Origin of the sequence: Thioalkalivibrio sp. ALE11 (genome assembly GCF_000381205.1) — a bacterium.
Classification (GTDB): domain Bacteria; phylum Pseudomonadota; class Gammaproteobacteria; order Ectothiorhodospirales; family Ectothiorhodospiraceae; genus Thioalkalivibrio.
In genome coordinates this window covers 33,803-50,637 of the sequence record NZ_KB906171.1, presented here as the reverse complement: position 1 = coordinate 50,637, position 16,835 = coordinate 33,803, and the positions used below count along the sequence as shown (strand labels likewise).

Annotated in this window: 18 protein-coding genes; 14 read left to right on the top strand and 4 right to left on the bottom strand. The window is 68.1% G+C overall.

Annotated features, from left to right (window positions below; translation table 11 throughout):
- The first annotated feature begins 5 nt into the window (after positions 1–5).
- From mlaD to hisC, 8 genes are all read left to right on the top strand, one after another.
- A complete protein-coding gene (mlaD, locus tag F620_RS0109895; RefSeq protein ID WP_018869846.1) occupies positions 6–464 on the top strand; it encodes an outer membrane lipid asymmetry maintenance protein MlaD in 459 nt (152 codons plus the stop codon).
- 35 nt (positions 465–499) lie between these two features.
- Positions 500–1,192 carry a phospholipid-binding protein MlaC gene (locus F620_RS0109890; protein WP_019021449.1) on the top strand — a complete coding sequence of 231 codons (693 nt, stop codon included), beginning with the start codon at positions 500–502 and terminating at the stop codon, positions 1,190–1,192.
- The gene (locus tag F620_RS0109885) at positions 1,189–1,521 is read left to right on the top strand and encodes a lipid asymmetry maintenance protein MlaB (RefSeq protein WP_018869848.1); all 333 of its coding nucleotides are present in this window, start codon (positions 1,189–1,191) and stop codon (positions 1,519–1,521) included. Before F620_RS0109890 ends, F620_RS0109885 begins: the two co-directional genes overlap by 4 nt.
- A 99-nt stretch (positions 1,522–1,620) precedes the next feature.
- Positions 1,621–2,880 (top strand): UDP-N-acetylglucosamine 1-carboxyvinyltransferase, encoded by a 1,260-nt coding sequence (gene murA, locus F620_RS0109880; RefSeq protein ID WP_019021448.1) that lies wholly within the window; start codon positions 1,621–1,623, stop codon positions 2,878–2,880.
- A gap of 1 nt (position 2,881) precedes the next feature.
- Positions 2,882–3,532: an ATP phosphoribosyltransferase gene (hisG, locus tag F620_RS0109875; protein WP_018869850.1), complete on the top strand. Its 651-nt coding sequence runs from the start codon at positions 2,882–2,884 to the stop codon at positions 3,530–3,532.
- Positions 3,533–3,543: 11 nt separating this feature from the next.
- A complete protein-coding gene (locus F620_RS0109870; RefSeq protein WP_019570429.1) occupies positions 3,544–4,611 on the top strand; it encodes a 3-deoxy-7-phosphoheptulonate synthase in 1,068 nt (355 codons plus the stop codon).
- A gap of 22 nt (positions 4,612–4,633) precedes the next feature.
- The gene (gene hisD, locus F620_RS0109865) at positions 4,634–5,938 is read left to right on the top strand and encodes a histidinol dehydrogenase (protein ID WP_019570428.1); all 1,305 of its coding nucleotides are present in this window, start codon (positions 4,634–4,636) and stop codon (positions 5,936–5,938) included.
- A gap of 32 nt (positions 5,939–5,970) precedes the next feature.
- Positions 5,971–7,032 carry a histidinol-phosphate transaminase gene (gene hisC, locus F620_RS0109860; protein ID WP_051081245.1) on the top strand — a complete coding sequence of 354 codons (1,062 nt, stop codon included), beginning with the start codon at positions 5,971–5,973 and terminating at the stop codon, positions 7,030–7,032.
- 41 nt (positions 7,033–7,073) lie between these two features.
- On the opposite strand, the gene F620_RS0109855 is transcribed toward hisC, so the two are convergent.
- The gene (locus tag F620_RS0109855) at positions 7,074–8,195 is read right to left on the bottom strand and encodes a trypsin-like peptidase domain-containing protein (protein ID WP_026331407.1); all 1,122 of its coding nucleotides are present in this window, start codon (positions 8,193–8,195) and stop codon (positions 7,074–7,076) included.
- A gap of 125 nt (positions 8,196–8,320) precedes the next feature.
- On the opposite strand from F620_RS0109855, the gene F620_RS0109850 reads away from it, so the two are divergent.
- The 6 genes from F620_RS0109850 (at position 8,321) to F620_RS0109825 (ending at position 13,219) form a co-directional block, all read left to right on the top strand.
- Positions 8,321–9,067: a Nif3-like dinuclear metal center hexameric protein gene (locus F620_RS0109850; RefSeq protein ID WP_018947391.1), complete on the top strand. Its 747-nt coding sequence runs from the start codon at positions 8,321–8,323 to the stop codon at positions 9,065–9,067.
- Between the two features lie 233 nt (positions 9,068–9,300).
- Entirely contained in the window at positions 9,301–9,906 is a 606-nt protein-coding gene (gene petA / locus F620_RS0109845; RefSeq protein ID WP_026289008.1) for a ubiquinol-cytochrome c reductase iron-sulfur subunit, read from the top strand.
- Positions 9,906–11,315: a cytochrome b N-terminal domain-containing protein gene (locus F620_RS0109840; RefSeq protein WP_019570425.1), complete on the top strand. Its 1,410-nt coding sequence runs from the start codon at positions 9,906–9,908 to the stop codon at positions 11,313–11,315. The genes petA and F620_RS0109840 overlap by 1 nt, the downstream gene beginning before the upstream one ends.
- Positions 11,315–12,058 carry a cytochrome c1 gene (locus F620_RS0109835; protein WP_019570424.1) on the top strand — a complete coding sequence of 248 codons (744 nt, stop codon included), beginning with the start codon at positions 11,315–11,317 and terminating at the stop codon, positions 12,056–12,058. Before F620_RS0109840 ends, F620_RS0109835 begins: the two co-directional genes overlap by 1 nt.
- Positions 12,059–12,158: 100 nt before the next feature.
- Complete coding sequence (locus F620_RS0109830; RefSeq protein ID WP_019021441.1) at positions 12,159–12,785, top strand: glutathione S-transferase N-terminal domain-containing protein; 627 nt, start codon at positions 12,159–12,161, stop codon at positions 12,783–12,785.
- Positions 12,782–13,219, top strand: a complete 438-nt coding sequence (locus tag F620_RS0109825; protein ID WP_018869860.1) for a ClpXP protease specificity-enhancing factor — start codon at positions 12,782–12,784, stop codon at positions 13,217–13,219. The genes F620_RS0109830 and F620_RS0109825 overlap by 4 nt, the downstream gene beginning before the upstream one ends.
- Before the next feature lie 9 nt (positions 13,220–13,228).
- On the opposite strand, the gene F620_RS0109820 is transcribed toward F620_RS0109825, so the two are convergent.
- From F620_RS0109820 to F620_RS0109810, 3 genes are read right to left on the bottom strand one after another with little or no spacing between them, the layout of a single operon-like run.
- Positions 13,229–14,602, bottom strand: a complete 1,374-nt coding sequence (locus F620_RS0109820; RefSeq protein WP_019570422.1) for an FAD-binding oxidoreductase — start codon at positions 14,600–14,602, stop codon at positions 13,229–13,231.
- A complete protein-coding gene (locus F620_RS0109815) occupies positions 14,599–14,955 on the bottom strand; it encodes a YraN family protein (RefSeq protein WP_019570421.1) in 357 nt (118 codons plus the stop codon). The genes F620_RS0109820 and F620_RS0109815 overlap by 4 nt, the downstream gene beginning before the upstream one ends.
- Entirely contained in the window at positions 14,955–16,778 is a 1,824-nt protein-coding gene (locus tag F620_RS0109810) for a penicillin-binding protein activator (RefSeq protein WP_019570420.1), read from the bottom strand. Before F620_RS0109810 ends, F620_RS0109815 begins: the two co-directional genes overlap by 1 nt.
- Positions 16,779–16,835: the final 57 nt, after the last annotated feature.

The following is a 16,835-nucleotide window of genomic DNA, read 5'->3' as shown; positions in this document are numbered from 1 at the left end:
CAATCATGAAGATGCGTTTCGTCGAGCTGGCCGTCGGGGTGTTCGTGCTCCTGGGCGTGGCGGCGCTGTTCTATCTGGCGGTGCAGGTCAGCAACATCACCGAATACCGCGACGGCGACACCTACGAGGTAACCGCCTACTTCTCCAACGTGGGCGGGCTGAAGGTGCGCGCGCCGGTCAACATCTCCGGGGTGCGGGTCGGCCGCGTGGCCGACATCCGCTACGACCCCGAGGCCTTCGAGGCGAAGGTAACCCTGGCGATTCGTTCGGAACACGACTACCTGCCGGCGGATACCCAGGCGAGCATTCATACTGCGGGCCTGCTGGGCGAGCAGTACGTCGCGCTGGAGCCGGGTGGCGACTACGATACCCTGCAGGACGGTGACCGGATCCTGTTCACCCAGTCGGCCGTGGTCCTCGAGAACCTGATCGGTCGGTTCATGACCAACATGGGGGATGACTGAGTCATCCCGGCCACCCAACCCCGAGGGAGTGTGCCATGCGTTTGTTGCCGAATTTCGTTCGTTCCCCGCGTACCGCGCCGGCATGGCTGGCCGCGGCGGCCCTGCTGCTGGCGACGCTGGCCCCGGCCGCTCAGGCCGAAAGCCCGGTGCAGATGATGGAGCGCTCGGTGAACGAGGTGTACGAGGTCCTGCGCGAGAACGAGGAGCGCGCGCAGGAAGAGCCCGAGTTCGTGATCGAGGTGCTGCGCGAGCGGGTGCTGCCGCATGTCGACGTGGACGGCATGGCACGGCTGGTACTGGCGCGCCACTGGCGCGATGCGTCCGACGAGCAGCGCAGCCGCTTCACCGAGGCCTTCACCACGACCCTGCTGCAGGTCTACGGGGTGCAGCTGGCGGATCACCTGGACAAGGAAGTGCGCATCATCGAACGGCGCTCGCGCGAGGACGACCGCATGGCGGTGGTGGCCAGCGAGATCGTGATGGGGTCCGGGCAGTCCAACCTGCAGGTCAATTACCGCCTGCGTCCGGTCAATGGCGAATGGAAGGTGTTCGACGTGGAGGCCGAGGGGCTGTCGTTCGTGGGCAATTTCCGCAGCCGCTTCGGTGACGAGATCTCCCGTGACGGGCTCGAGGAGCTGATCGTGCGCCTGGAGGATGGCGACGAGGAGCTGATCGAGGAGGCGGTGGACGACGTGGCCGAGGAGACCGGCGCTGCGGAGGACCGGTGAGCGACGCCCGGATTACCGCCGATGACGCGGGCCTGGTGCTGCGCGGTCATCTGACCTTTGTGACCGTGCCGGGGCTGGAACGCCAGGTGCGGCCGCTGTGGCAGGGCCTGCCCGAACATGCCCGGGTGGCGCTGGACGACACCGGGCGCATTGACAGTGCCGGTCTGGCGTTTCTGGTGACCCTGTGGCGCCAGGCCCGGCACCGGGGGCATTTCCTGGTGTTCGAGCCGGTGCCCGCACGGCTGGCGCCCCTGCTGGAACTGTACGACCTGCGGGGCGTGATCAGTGAATCCGCGGCGAAGGCGGCGGATCCGCCCGGCTGCCACTGACCGGCCCGGGGCGGGGCGCCGCGCGCCGGCGACGCAGTTTCGTTATCATTGCGGGTTTTGCCGGTCCGCTCCTGGCCCGGCGTGCGAACCGGGCAATACATGGACAAGCTCATCATCACCGGCGGCGAGCCCCTGGACGGTCAGGTCTGGGTCTCCGGCGCCAAGAACGCGGTACTCCCCATCCTGTCGGCGACGCTGCTGGCCGACAGCCCCATGGTGATCGGCAACGTACCGCACCTGCAGGACGTGACCACCACCATGGAACTGCTGGGGCGCATGGGCGTGAGCCTCACGGTGAACGAGCGCATGCGCATCGAGGTGGATCCCGCCACCCTGACCCAGTGCGTTGCGCCCTACGATCTGGTCAAGACCATGCGCGCGTCCATCCTGGTGCTGGGGCCGCTGCTGGCGCGCTTCGGCGAGGCCGAGGTGTCCCTGCCCGGGGGCTGCGCGATCGGTTCGCGGCCGGTGAATCTGCATCTGCGCGGGCTGGAGGCGCTGGGCGCCGAGATCGACGTCGATGGTGGCTACATCCATGCGCGGGCCGGGCGGCTGCAGGGCGCGCGGGTGGTGTTCGACCAGGTCACCGTCACCGGCACCGAGAACCTGCTGATGGCGGCGACCCTGGCCGAGGGCGAGACCCTGATCGAAAACGCCGCCCGCGAGCCGGAGGTGGTGGACCTGGCCGACTGCCTGACCGCGATGGGGGCCAGGATCCGCGGCGCCGGGACCGACACCATCCGGGTCGAGGGCGTGGAGCGCCTGCATGGCTGCGATTACGACGTGATGCCCGATCGCATCGAGACCGGGACTTTCCTGGTCGGAGCCGCGATGACCCGGGGGCATGTGTGCACCCGCAACACCCGGCCGGAGCTGCTCGATGCGGTGCTGGCCAAGCTGGACGAAGCGGGCGCCCGGGTGGAGACCGGTCCGGACTGGATCGATCTGGACATGCGGGGGCGTCGCCCGCGGGCGGTGAATCTGCGGACCGCGCCGTTTCCCGCGTTTCCGACCGACATGCAGGCGCAGATGATGGCGATGAACACGGTCGCCGAGGGAACCGGTTCGGTGGTGGAGACGGTGTTCGAGAACCGCTTCATGCATGCGCTGGAACTGCAGCGCATGGGCGCCCGGATCACCATCGAGGGGAACACCGCGATCGTCGAGGGTGTGGAACAGCTGGTGGGTGCGCCGGTGATGGCCACCGACCTGCGCGCCTCGGCCAGCCTTATCCTCGCCGGTCTGGTCGCTGAGGGCGAGACCGCCGTGGAACGTATCTACCATATCGATCGCGGTTATGAATGCATCGAGGAAAAACTGAGCCAGATCGGCGCAACGATTCGCCGGGAGCCTGCCTGACATGATGGACGCCAACACCCTGACCATTGCCCTGTCCAAGGGCCGCATCCTCGAGGACACCCTGCCGCTGCTGGCACAGGCGGGGATCGAGCCGCTGGAGGATCCGGACAGGACGCGCAAGCTGATCCTCGACACCACCCGCGAGGACGTGAAGATCGTGGTGGTGCGGACCACCGACGTGCCGACCTACGTGCAGCACGGTGCCGCCGCGGTGGGAGTGGCCGGCAAGGACGTGCTGATGGAGCACGGGGCCGCCGGGCTGTACGAGCCGCTCGACCTGGGCATCGCCCGCTGCCGCATGATGCTGGCGGGCCACCCGGGGCAGCAGCCGGACCCGGGCACGCGCCTGCGCATCGCGACCAAGTTCGTGAATATCACGCGCAACTATTTCGCCAGCCAGGGGCGCCAGGTGGAGATCGTCAAGCTGTATGGCTCGATGGAACTCGCGCCGCTGGTAGGGCTGGCCGACTACATCGTGGATCTGGTGGATACCGGCAATACGCTGCGCGCCAACGGCCTGGAGCCGCTGGAGGAGATTACCCCCATCAGTTCCCGGTTGATCGTGAATCAGGCAGCCATGAAGATGAGACATGGACTGATTCAAAATCTCATTGAGAACCTGCGCGAGGCCGTGACGCCCGCGACGACGTAACCGAGACTGCCATGACCGCCGATACCGACGACCTCAGGATCCGTGACATCCAGGAGGTGTCCGCTCCGGACACCGTGCGCGACGAACTGCCGATCACCGATGCGGCATCCGACACGGTGTACGAGGCCCGCCAGGCCTGCCATCGGATCCTGCATGGCGAGGACGACCGCCTGCAGGTGATCGTGGGCCCCTGCTCGATCCACGACGTGGATGCCGCGCTGGACTATGCCGACCGCCTCAAGCCTCTGCGTGACGAGCTCTCCGATGCGCTGAACATCGTGATGCGGGTGTATTTCGAGAAACCGCGCACTACGGTGGGGTGGAAGGGCCTGATCAACGATCCGGATCTGGATGGTAGCTTCCACATCAACAAGGGCCTGCGGGTCGCGCGCGGCCTGCTGCGGGATCTCGCGGTCAAGGGCATGCCGGCGGCCACCGAGTACCTCGACCTGATCAGCCCGCAGTACATTGCCGACCTGGTCGCCTGGGGCGCGATCGGCGCCCGCACCACCGAGAGCCAGGTGCATCGCGAGCTGGCCTCCGGGCTGTCGTGCCCGGTGGGCTTCAAGAACTCCACCGACGGCAGTCTGCGTGTGGCGATCGACGCGATCCGGTCGGCGTCGCGGCCGCACCACTTCCTGTCGGTGACCAAGGCCGGGCGCTCGGCGATCTTCTCCACCACCGGCAACGACGACTGTCACATCATCCTGCGCGGTGGCAAACAGCCCAACTACGATGCCGAGAGCATCGACCAGGCGTGCCGGGAGCTGCAGATGGCCGAGCTGCCCGAACAGGTGATGGTGGACTGCAGCCATGCCAACTCGCGCAAGGACCCGGCGCAGCAGACGGAGGTCGCGCGGGTGCTGGGCGAGCAGATCGCCGGGGGGGATCGGCGGATCATCGGGGTGATGCTGGAAAGCCATCTCCTCGGCGGGCGCCAGGATATCCTCCCGGGGCAGCCGCTGAACTATGGCCAGAGCATTACCGACGCCTGCATGGGCTGGGATGACTCCGAGGCCACCCTGCGCGGGCTGGCGGAAGCCGTGCGCGCGCGCCGCAAGCACAACACCCCGGCCTGACGCCCGGGCACGAGGACACGCCATGCCTTCGATCAAGCGACTCGATACGCGGGAGACCGGATTCGTAACCGAGCTGGAGCGCCTGCTCGCCTGGGAGTCGGGCGAGGAGGCCGGGGTGCGCGACGCGGTGCGCGAGATCCTCGACGCGGTGAAGGCCGAGGGGGACGCCGCGGTGCTGCGTTACACCGAGCGCTTCGACCGCCTGGAGCGCGACTCGGTCGCCGGGCTGGAAGTGCCGCAGCAACGCCTGCAGGCGGCGCTGGAGGCGATACCCGCTGCGCAGCGCGAGGCGCTGGAGACGGCCGCCGAACGCATCGGCGAATACGCCCGACACCAGTCGATGCAGGACTGGCAGTTCACCGACGCCGACGGCACGGTGCTGGGGCAGCGGGTGACGCCGCTGGACTCGGTGGGGCTGTATGTGCCGGGCGGCAAGGCCGCCTACCCGTCCTCGGTGCTGATGAATGCGGTGCCGGCGCGGGTCGCGGGGGTCGAGCAGCTGGTCATGGTTGTGCCGGCGCCGGACGGGGAGCTGAATGATCTGGTCCTGGCAGCTGCTGCGGTCGCCGGGGTGGACCGGGTGTTCACCGTGGGCGGTGCCCAGGCCGTCGGGGCGCTCGCGTTCGGAACCGCCACCATCCCCGCGGTGGACAAGATCGTCGGCCCCGGCAACATCTTCGTCGCCGCGGCGAAGCGGGAGGTCTTCGGCACCGTGGGGATCGACATGATCGCCGGTCCGTCGGAGATCCTGGTGGTCTGCGATGGCGAGACGGACCCCGAGTGGATCGCGGCCGACCTGTTCTCGCAGGCCGAGCACGACGAGCAGGCGCAGGCGATCCTGGTGTCCTGGGACCATGCCTTCCTCGATCGGGTGAACGAGGCGATGGACCGCCTGCTGGCGGACATGCCGCGGGCCGAGATCATTCGCACGAGCCTGCAGGACCGCGGCGCGCTGATCGCCGCGCGCGACCTGGATGATGCGGTTGCGGTGGCCAACCGGGTCGCCCCCGAACACCTCGAGCTGTCGCTGGCCGACCCGCAGGCGGCGCTGGACGCCGGCCTGCGGCACGCCGGCGCGGTGTTCATGGGCCGGCACACCTCCGAGGCCCTGGGCGACTACTGCGCCGGGCCCAACCACGTGCTGCCGACCTCGCGCACCGCCCGTTTCTCGTCCCCGCTGGGGGTCTACGACTTCCAGAAACGCTCCAGCATCATCCAGTGCTCGCCCGAAGGCGCGGCGCGGCTGGGGCGCACCGCTGCGGAGCTGGCCCATGGCGAGGGGCTGACCGCGCACGCACGCTCCGCGGAACTGCGGCGGGAATCGTGAGCGCGGGCCGCCACGACCGGCCGGAAGACCTGATGCGCCCGGAGGTCCTGGCGCAGCCGGCCTACGCGGTGGCGGACGCCACCGGGCTGCTCAAGCTGGACGCGATGGAGAACCCCTGGCCCTGGCCGGGCGAGCTGGAGGCCGCCTGGCTGGAAGCCCTGCGCGAGCCCGAGCTCAATCGCTACCCGGATGCCGCGGCCCGGGGGCTCGCGGCACGCCTGCGCGCGGCCGAGGCGGTGCCCGAGGGCGCCGGCCTGATGTTCGGGAACGGCTCCGACGAGCTGATCCAGATCCTGATCCAGGCGGTGGCCGGAAGCGGGCGGCCGGTGATCGCGCCGGAGCCCGGTTTCGTGATGTACGGCGTGCTGGCGCGCGCGCTGGGCGTGCCCTTCCGGGGCGTATCCCTGCGGCCCGATTTCTCCCTGGACCTGGAGGCCCTGCTGGCAGCGATCCGCGAGGAGCAGCCGGCGATCGTGTTCCTGGCCCATCCCAACAATCCGACCGGCCGTCTGGAAGACCCCGCGACGGTGCAGACGGTGATCGAAGCCAATCCCGGCATCACCGTGGTGGACGAGGCCTACGCGCCGTTCGCGGGGCACAGCTTCATGCCACAGGCCGGGAGTACCGCGGGCCTGCTGGTGATGCGGACGGTATCCAAGCTCGGCCTGGCGGGTACCCGGCTGGGTTATCTGGCGGCGGAGCCTGCCTGGATCGATGCGCTGGACCGGCTGCGTCTGCCCTACAATATCAACACCCTGACGCAGCGCAGCGTCCGCTTTGCCCTCGATCACCGCGATGTGCTGGATGGTCAGGCGCGGGCGATCGTGGCCGAGCGCGAGCGTCTGCTGCAGGCCCTGGAGGCGCTGGGCGGGGTCACTTCGGTGGTGCCCTCGCAGGCGAATTTCGTGCTGTTCCGCGTGCACGAAGGGCAGGGGCCGGCGGTGTTCGCCGGGCTGCGCGAGCGCGGGGTGCTGATCAAGGACGTGGGCCGTGCACATCCGCTGCTGGCCGACCACCTGCGGGTCACCGTGGGCCGCCCGGAGGACAACGACCGTTTCCTCGAGGCGCTGGAGGCCGCGCTGGGGCAGAGCTGAGGCCCCGAGGCCGCGGCACCCCGGAAGGGTGGCGGCCGGCGTCAGATGGGGCGCTGGGCGACTTCTGCTGCCAGGTCGTGGCGGTCGCCGGCGCGCTCGATGCGGATGCCCAGCGACTCGCCCGGCGCCGTGCGGGCGATGATGTCGAGGGCATCGCGCGGGGATTCCACCCGGTCACCGTTGAGGTGAGTAATCACGTCCCCGGGCTCGATGCCGGCCTGTGCGGCGGGTCCTTCGCGCAGCACACCGGCGACCAGCACCCCCAGGGCATCGTCGATACCGAACGAGCGGGCGAGGTCCGGGCTCAGGGACTGGACTTCGATCCCCAGCCAGCCGCGCGTTACATAGCCCTGTTCGATGATCTGGGTCATCACGTCACGGGCCAGATCCGCCGGGATCGCAAAGCCGATCCCGTGGGAGCCGCCGGAGCGGGAAAAGATCGCGGTGTTGATCCCCACCAGCTCGCCGTGCGCATTGATCAGCGCCCCGCCCGAATTGCCGGGATTGATGGCGGCATCGGTCTGGATGAAATCCTCGAAGGTGTTGATGCCCAGACGGTTGCGGCCGGTGGCCGACACGATGCCCTGGGTCACGGTCTGGCCCACCCCGAACGGATTGCCGATGGCGAGGACCACATCGCCCACCCGCAGATCGCTGGACCGGCCCAGGGGGGCGACCGGCGGCTCGTCGGTCTCCACACGCAGCACCGCCAGGTCGGTGTCCGGGTCGATCCCGATGATCTCCGCGGGCAGCGCCCGGCCATCGGGCAGGACCACCGCGATCGCCTCGGCTTCTTCGATCACGTGATGGTTGGTCAGTATGTGCCCCTGCCCGGTCATGATCACGCCCGAGCCCAGGCTGGATTCCTCGCGTTCGCCGGGCGGCGGGACCCGGCGGCCGAAGAATTCCTCCAGCAGCATGCCCGGGTCCGGCTCCACGGTGCGCGAGGCCATGATGTTCACCACGGCCGGGGCCGAGCGTTCCACGGCCGGCGCATAGGAAGCGGGCGCGGCTGTGGCATCCTCGGCCGGCGTTGCCACCCGGTCCACCGTCGTGCCGTCCTCGCCGGTACCGAGCCAGTCCGGGAAGAACACCGCGATCGCCACCGCGATCAGGACGCCGGTCGCCGCAGCTTGCAGGAAGAAGCGAGAAAAATTCACCATATGGGGCAGCTTAAGGAAACACTGGTCCATGTGCACGCCCGCCCGCGCGGATCATGTGATCCTGACACCCCCAGTCCCAACCCCTTGCCCGGGTCGTCGGCCCGGCCGGAACCGGAGTCCCTCCCATGCATCGTGACGAGCTGCTTGCGGGCCTCGACGCCAAACTCGAGCCTGCCCGGTTTACCGATTACTGTCCCAATGGCCTGCAGGTCGAGGGCCGCACCGAGGTGCGCCACGTGGTCAGTGCCGTGACCGCCTCTGCTGCCACCATCGAGGCCGCCGCCGAGCGCGGCGCCGATGTCCTGCTGGTGCATCACGGCTATTTCTGGAAAGGCGAGCCGCAGGTCATCACCGGCATGAAGCAGCGACGCATCCGTCGCCTGCTGGAGAGCGGAATGAACCTCGTCGCCTACCATCTGCCCCTGGATGCCCATCCGGAGGTGGGCAACAACGCCTCCCTGGCACGCGACCTGGGGCTGGTGGCCGACGGTACGCTGCGCGACGACGGCGTGGGCCTGGTCGGCGCGCCGGACGAGCCGCTCTCGGCCCCGGGGCTTGCCAGCCGCATCGCCACCGCCCTCGGACGCGAGCCCCTGCTGGTCACCGCCGGCGAACACCCCGTGCGCCGGGTGGCCTGGTGCAGCGGGGGCGCCCAGTCGTTGCTGCCCCGCGCCGCCGAGCTGGGCGCCGATGCCTACATCAGCGGCGAGATCTCCGAACAGACCACGCACGAGGCGCGCGAGCTGGGCGTGCACTACCTGGCCGCCGGCCACCACGCGACGGAGCGGGGCGGACCGCGGGCGCTGGGCGAATGGTGCGCGCGGACGTTCGACCTGACCCACGAATTCCTCGATCTCGACAACCCGGCCTGATACCCTGCGCCGCGGGCCGCAGCCGTCTGCTGCCGGCGGACGCCCCGGATCCTGCGACGCCGCGACGATCCGCGTCGTACTTGACCTTATTAGCGTGTTCGGGAATTCTATTACGATTTTCCTGCCCGCCCGTCGGGTCCGAACAAGAGAGCCACAAGGCTCCTTCGAGCAGGCTGCGCCCGGCGGGTGCATCCTCGCATCACGCTTTCAACACGTTGTTTGGAGAGACAAACATGGCAAACCAAGGCGTAAATCGAGGCCGTCGCCGGTTCCTCGTCGCCGCGACTTCGGTCGTGGGCGGGGCCGGTGTGGCTGCAGTCGCCGCACCGATGCTGGCGTCCCTGCAGCCGAGTGCGCGCGCCCAGGCGGCCGGCGCTCCGGTCGAGGTCGCCCTCGGCGAGATCGAACCGGGCCAGCGCATCTCCGTCGAGTGGCGCGGCCAGCCCATCTGGGTGGTCCGGCGCACGGACGAGATGATCGAAGGGCTGTCCAGGATCACGGACCGTCTGCGCGACCCGCACTCCGAAGTCGAGGAGCAGCAGCCTCCTTACGCCCAGAACGAACATCGTTCGATCGATCCCGAGTTCCTGGTCGTGATCGGCATCTGCACCCATCTGGGCTGCTCGCCGACCTATCGTCCCGAAATCGGTGATCCCGAGATGGGGGCCGCCTGGCAGGGCGGCTGGCTGTGCGGCTGCCACGGTTCCCGCTTCGACATGGCCGGACGCGTCTACTCCAACATGCCGGCGGCCACCAATCTCGTGATCCCGCCGTACAAGTACCTCACGGACGACGTGATCCTGGTGGGCGAAGACGACGAAGAAGGAGGGACCGTCTGATGGCCAGTAATCCGGACGAAAAGATCCAGGGCGGCTTCCTGGGCTGGGTGGACGCACGCTTCCCCCTGTCTCAGATGTGGAACGACCACCTGGCCAAGTATTACGCGCCGAAGAACTTCAACTTCTGGTATTTCTTCGGCTCGCTGGCCCTGCTGGTGCTGGTCATCCAGATCGTCACCGGCATCTTCCTGACCATGTTCTACAAGCCGGACGCGGAGCTCGCCTTCTCGTCCGTCGAGTACATCATGCGTGACGTGGAATGGGGCTGGCTCATCCGCTACATGCATTCCACCGGCGCCTCGATGTTCTTCGTCGTGGTCTATCTGCACATGTTCCGGGCGCTCCTGTATGGCTCCTACAAGAAGCCACGCGAGCTGATCTGGATCTTCGGCATGCTGATCTATGTCGTGCTGATGGCCGAGGCCTTCGCCGGCTATCTGCTGCCGTGGGGCCAGATGTCCTACTGGGGCGCGCAGGTGATCGTGAACCTGTTCCAGACCATCCCGTACATCGGGCCGGAACTGGTGACCTGGATCCGCGGTGACTTTCTGCTGTCGGACGCCACGCTGAACCGCTTCTTCGCGCTGCACGTGGTGGCCCTGCCGCTGGTGCTGATCCTGCTGGTGGCCGCGCACATCATCGCGCTGCACGAGGTGGGCTCGAACAACCCCGACGGCGTCGAGATCAAGGCGCACAAGGACGAGAACGGCCTCCCGAAGGACGGCATCCCGTTCCACCCGTACTACACGGTGAAGGACATCGTGGGCGTGGGCGTGTTCCTGATCGTCTTCTTCGCCATCGTGTTCTTTGCGCCCGAGGGCGGGGGCTACTTCCTCAAGGCGGACAACTTCATCCCGTCCGATCCGCTGGTGACCCCCGACCTGATCCCGCCGGTCTGGTACTTCACCTCGATGTACTCGGTGCTGCGTTCGATTCCGGACCCGTTCCTGGGCGTGGTCGCGATGGGTGCCGCGGTGGTGATCCTGTTCGTCATCCCGTGGCTGGATCGCAACCCCGTGAAGTCGATGCGCTATCGCTCGTTCGCGGCCAAGTTCAACCTGGCGGTGTTCGTGGTGGCGTTCGTGATCCTCGGCTGGCTGGGCCTGCAGCAGGCCACCACCGCGGTGAGCGACATGAGCCTGCGCTTCGCTCAGGTGTACTTCCTGTTCTTCTTCCTGCTGTGGTTCCTGTCGCGGGAGCGTTCGGCCGGGTTCAGCATCCTGGCGTTCCTGGTACTGGTCGCGATCTACACGTTCTACGACGTGGTCCGCTTCGATCCGGACGAGGCCTCCCTGATCATGTGGGGCTGGCTCATCCCGACCGTTTATCTGTTCGTGACCATGGTGGCCCCCGTGTTCGCACGTGGTCTGGGCCGTGACCGTGCCGTTCCGCAAAGGGTGACTTCGTGATGAAAAAGCTGATTGCTGCAACCTTCGTGGGCCTTGCGGCCCTGCTGACGATGCCGGCGGCTTCCGCCGCCGGCTACGATGGCGACCTGATGTCGGCCAACGTGGACATCTCCAACCAGAACGCGCTGCAGCGGGGTGCCCGCCTGTTCGCGGACAACTGCATGGGATGCCACTCGACCAAGTACGAGCGTTACAACCGGGTCGGCAAGGGTATCGGCCTGACCGAAGAGCACATGGAAGAGCACTTCATCTTCGTCACCGACGAAGAGGGTGAGCCGGTAGGTGTCGGGTCGCTGATGGAGATCGCCATGGAAGACGACTATGCCGAAGAGGCCTTCGGCGTCGTCCCGCCGGATCTGACCCTGACCGCCCGCATCCACGGCGAGGACTGGCTGTATACCTTCCTCAAGTCGTTCTACCGCGACGAGTCCCGTCCGCTGGGCGCTAACAACACCATCTTCAGTAATGTCGGCATGCCGCATGTCCTGTGGCACAAGCAGGGCTGGCAGGATCTGGTCGAGGACGAGGATGGCAACGAACGCCTGGAACTGGTCGAGAGCGGCAGCATGAGTCCGACCGAATACGATCGAGCGGTGCGCGACATCGTTACCTATCTGTCGTACATCGGCGAACCCGTGCAGCTGGAGCGCCAGCGGATCGGGGTCTTCGTGATGATCTTCCTCGCCTTCTTTACCGTGCTGGCGTACTTCTTGAAAAAGGAATACTGGAAGGACGTACACTAGGCGGGACGAGCCGTAGTCGGCGTGCCCCGGAAGACCGGGGTGCGCCGGCATCCTGTACCGTCGACCCGGCGGAACCCCATGCCGGGCTAGGGAGAATGCCATGGCGCTGGTCGCCAACCGCCGTTCCGTTATGACGCTGTTTTCTGCACACGACTGCGTGCGCTGTCACCGGGTGCGCATCATCCTCGCCGAGAAGGACATCGCGGTGGACGTGGTCAATCTCGGGCCCGACGACATGCCCGAAGATCTCTCCGACCTGAACCCGTACAACGAGGTCCCCACCCTGGTGGACCGGGATCTGGCCCTGTACGGGACCCATGTCATCACCGAGTATCTCGACGAGCGCTTCCCGCATCCGCCACTGATGCCGGTGGATCCGGTCTCGCGCGCGGCCGCGCGTCTGGCGCTCTATCGCGTCGAGCGCGACTGGTACGAGGGACTGGACAACCTCGCGAAGGCTTCGGGTTCCGGTATCAGCAAGGCCCGCAAGGTGCTCAAGGAGAGCTTTATCGCGTCCGGCGAGATCTTTGAACTCAAGCCGTACTTCCTGAGTGACGAGTTCAGTATCGTGGATGCGGCCATCGCCCCGGTCATCTGGCGGTTGCCGGCCGTGGGCATCGAACTGGAAAGCCTGCCGCAGGCGATCCAGGACTATGCCGAACGGGTGTGCCGGCGCGAATCCTTCTCCATCAGCCTGACCGAAGCCGAACGGGAGTTGCGGCTTTGACTTCTTCCCGCCCCTATCTGTTGCGTGCCCTGTGGGACTGGATCACCGACAACGGCATGACACCGCACCTGCTGGTGGATGCCACGGTGGACGGTACGGTCGTGCCGGACGCCTTCGTCGAGCAGGGCAAGATCACCCTGAATGTGGGCCCCACGGCCGTGCAGGGGCTGGAGCTGGGGGACGAGTACGTGTCGTTCTCGGCACGGTTCGCCGGCAGTCCGATGGATGTCTTCGTGCCGCAGACCGCGGTGATGGCGATCTACGCGCGCGAGAACGGTCAGGGGATGATGTTCGGCAGTGAGCCCGGGCCGGATCCGGACCCCGGTCCCGGAGACGGCCCGCCGGATGACGGCGACGACGCGGGTGATGGCGGCGAGGGCGGCGACGAGGCGCCCCGGCGCAAGGGCGGCCCGTCCCTGACCGTGGTCAAGTAAGGACGCGCGTCACGGCGCGGGCGGCGCCTTCCCCGGATTGAGGATCCCGTCCGGATCGAACACCGCCCGCACCCCTTCCATCAGCGTCAGTGCGGCCGGATCCAGTTCGCGATCCACGAACGGTCGCTTGACCAGTCCCACACCATGTTCCCCCGACAGGCTGCCGTCGAGCGACAGGACGAGGCGGAACACTTCATCCAGACACACTTCGGCCCGTTGCATCTCTTCCGGATCGTCCGGATTGACCAGCAGGTTCACGTGGATGTTGCCGTTGCCGGCGTGGCCGAAATTGACGATGCGGATGGCATGCCGCTCGGCCAGTTCCTCGAGGCCGCCGATCAGGGCGGGGATCCGCGATACCGGCACCACGACATCTTCGTTGATCTTCTTCGGGGCAATGGTCCGCAGCGCCGGTGACAGGGCCTTGCGTACCTGCCAGAGACGCTCCATCGCCTCCGGTGTGTCCGCGACATCCACGCTCAGCGCCCCTTCGGCGGCCGCCCCGCGGATCCCGTCGGTCCGGGTCTCGATGATCTCGGCGGGACCGTCGGCCTCGATCATCAGGATGGCTCCGGCGGCTTCCGGCAGTTCCACCCCGCCATAACCGCGGATCATCCCGATAGCCGAGCGATCCATGAACTCCAGCGCCGAAGGCGACTCCGCGCGCGCCATCAGTCTTGCGACTGCCCGGGCCGCCGCATCGATGGTCGGGTAGACCGCCTGCAGCAGGCGGGTGCACTCCGGACGGGGTGTCAGCTTGAGGGTCGCCTGGGTGATGATCCCCAGAGTTCCCTCCGAGCCGATCAGCAGGCGGGTGAGGTCGTAGCCGACCACACCCTTGGTGGTGCGTACGCCGGTGCGAAAGTATTCCCCGGTGCCCGCGACGGCCTCCAGACCAAGCGTATTGTCGCGCGGCGTTCCGTACTTCACCGCGTGCGGCCCGGCCGAGTTGTAGGCGAGATTCCCTCCCAGGGTGCAATACGCGGCACTGGTCGGGTCGGGGGGCCAGAAGAAACCGTGTTCGCCTGCCGCGGCCTGAATCTCGGCGTTGGTGACCCCGGGTTCCGCAATCAGCCAGCGATTCGCGGGATCCACATCCACGATGCGGTTCATGCGCTCCAGGGACAGCACCAGTCCTCCGCGGTCGGGAACCGCCGCGCCGGTTGTGCCCGTGCCCCGGCCGCGCGCCACCAACGGCGCCCCGAGGCGCCGGCACAGGCGGACGAGTTCGACGACGGTCTGACTGTCGCGGGCGAACGCCACGGCTTCGGGCGGGGCGTGCAGCCGCGAATTGTCGGCGCCATAGGCCCAGCAGTCCGCCGGGTCCAGCAGGCGGTCCTCCGGCGGCAGCAGGCGTTCGATCTCGCGCGCGAGATCGCTCATGAGTCGTCCGCCCGGATCGCGTCCACGATCCATTCCACGCCGCCATCACCGTCCAGCGCCACCACGTCGAAGCGCGCCGGGCCGTTCCAGTCTTCCTCCAGCATCCAGGTTTCCGCCATGCGCACCAGCTTGCGGCGCTTGCGCCGGTCGACGCTCTCCAGTCCGCCTCCGTAATCCTGATTGCTGCGCATGCGGACCTCGACAAAGACCACGGTGTCCCCCTCGCGCAGAATCAGGTCCAGTTCGCCCCAGGGCCGCCGGACATTGCTGGCGACCAGCCGCAGTCCGCGATCCTGGAGATAGCGCGCGGCGCGTTGTTCGGCCTGCTGGCCGGATTCTCCCGGACGGAACATCAGTCCGAGGGAGTCGCGGCGTCCAGCCGCCGGGGTTCACCACGAACGAACCGCGCCCAGGCCGGCGTCCGCTGCCAGTCACCGGTCAACGGGTTGAGTTGCCACTCGCCGGCGGTACCGACGAGCGTCGTATGCGGGGCCGCGTAGCTAGTGCCGGCGCGTACGGCCAGGCGCCGGGCGTCCATGCCCAGGGCATAGAAGCGCGGCAGCCCGGATTGTTCCCGCAGCGGCTCGGCTCCGGTGTTCCCGAGCGCGGCGATTTCAGTGAACAGCCCGGGCGCATCCGGGAACGCGATCCCGTTGAGATCGCGGTCGCGCGAGGCGTCGGGACGGCCCGGATAGACATGTGGCGTGGACATCATCGGCAGGCGCGACGCCTGGTGGAAATGCAGATGCGGGGCGATGCGGCGTACGTCGGCAGCGCTCCCCGCGACGAAGATGTAACCGACATCGGCGCGAATCTGCGGGTCGCCTTCGAGACCGAGTCCGAGGCGCCGGGACACCGACGCAATGCGCTCGCGACTGCGATCAATCCCGACGTGGGCGGCGATGCGGTCGTTGAGGTCCCCGGCGCGGGTGTCCACCCGCGCCACATCCCGCGGTGGTTCCCCGTGTTCCTCGGCGGCCAGTGACCATGCGGACGCCAGGCGATCACCGAAGGCCCCCTCGGCGATGATGCCGAGGCCGGCGCCCCAGCCGGTGCGAGCCGCGCGGTCGGCAACGGCACGGGCGTCGGCCTCGGGATCCAGCGCCAGTGCGGTCACGCCGCGCGGCAGCGGGTTGGCAGTGCGGTTGAGGAGCACGCCGGGGCGATGCTCCTCGAGGTCGGCCACCGCGGCGACGGCATCGCGCTGCAGCGGGCCGATAATGTGATCGGCACCTTCGAGGACTGCATCCCGGTAAAGGGCAACGGCCTGGCGTGGATCGCCCCGGGTATCGCGCACCCGCAGCTGCCCCTGGCCGTCGGCATAATGCGCCCGGGTGATGCCGTCGAGAACCGCCTCTCCAAGGCCGGCCAGATTGCCCGACATTGGCAGCAGGACCACCGTATCTCCGGCCGGGTCCGCGCTGGCGGGCGACGCCGCGAGCAGCTCCGGGAGATGGCTGTTCGCGGGATGCCGGGGGAAGGCTTGCTGCCAGCGTTGGGCAAACGTTTCCGCTGCGGCGGCATCGTCTGCCCGGCCAAGTCCCCGGAACAGTTGGTGCCAGCCATCGGCCCCAACGATGTTCTCGCGCCCGAGTCGTTCCCGCTGGGTCGGGCGCAGGGCGGCTATCAGGCCCCAGATCCGCTCATGGTTGGCGGTCTGCAGATCGGGTTCCAGGGTCAGCAGCGAATCCAGCCGAAATCGCACATTCAGGGCCTGATACCATTGCTGTTCCCATTCCAGCAGCCGGGCATGCAGCTCCATCCCGCGCCGATGGAATTCCGGGGTGCGTGTCGGATCGTCCGGATCGTCAGCCCCCAGGCGCTCGGCCGCGAGGTCGGCCTCCCCGCGGTGCCAGGCCAGCCAGCCGCCGCGCACGCGGTCGGCAAGCGGGCGTGGCTCCGCGTCGGGCAGGTGGTTCCAGGCCGCCTCCGCGCGTTCCAGCAGCGGTTCCGGGACCGGGTCCAGTGCCAGCACCGCGTCGACCGCGGCCCGCAATTCCTCCGGCTCGGCCTGCTCGTCCGGCAACGCCTCGATTCGCTCGAGCCGATGCTCGGCCAGCGGCTCCGGGGCCAGCTCGATCTCGGCCGGGATTTCGGGGTCCGGGTCCGGTGTCGGCGCGGGATCCGGTTGCGGCGCAGCGCAGGCGGCCATCAGGCCGGCCGCCAGCAGTACCATGAGCGGGCGCGTCAGGCCCGGGCCCGGCACGGAGCGGTGTAGCGGGCGGAGGGGGAG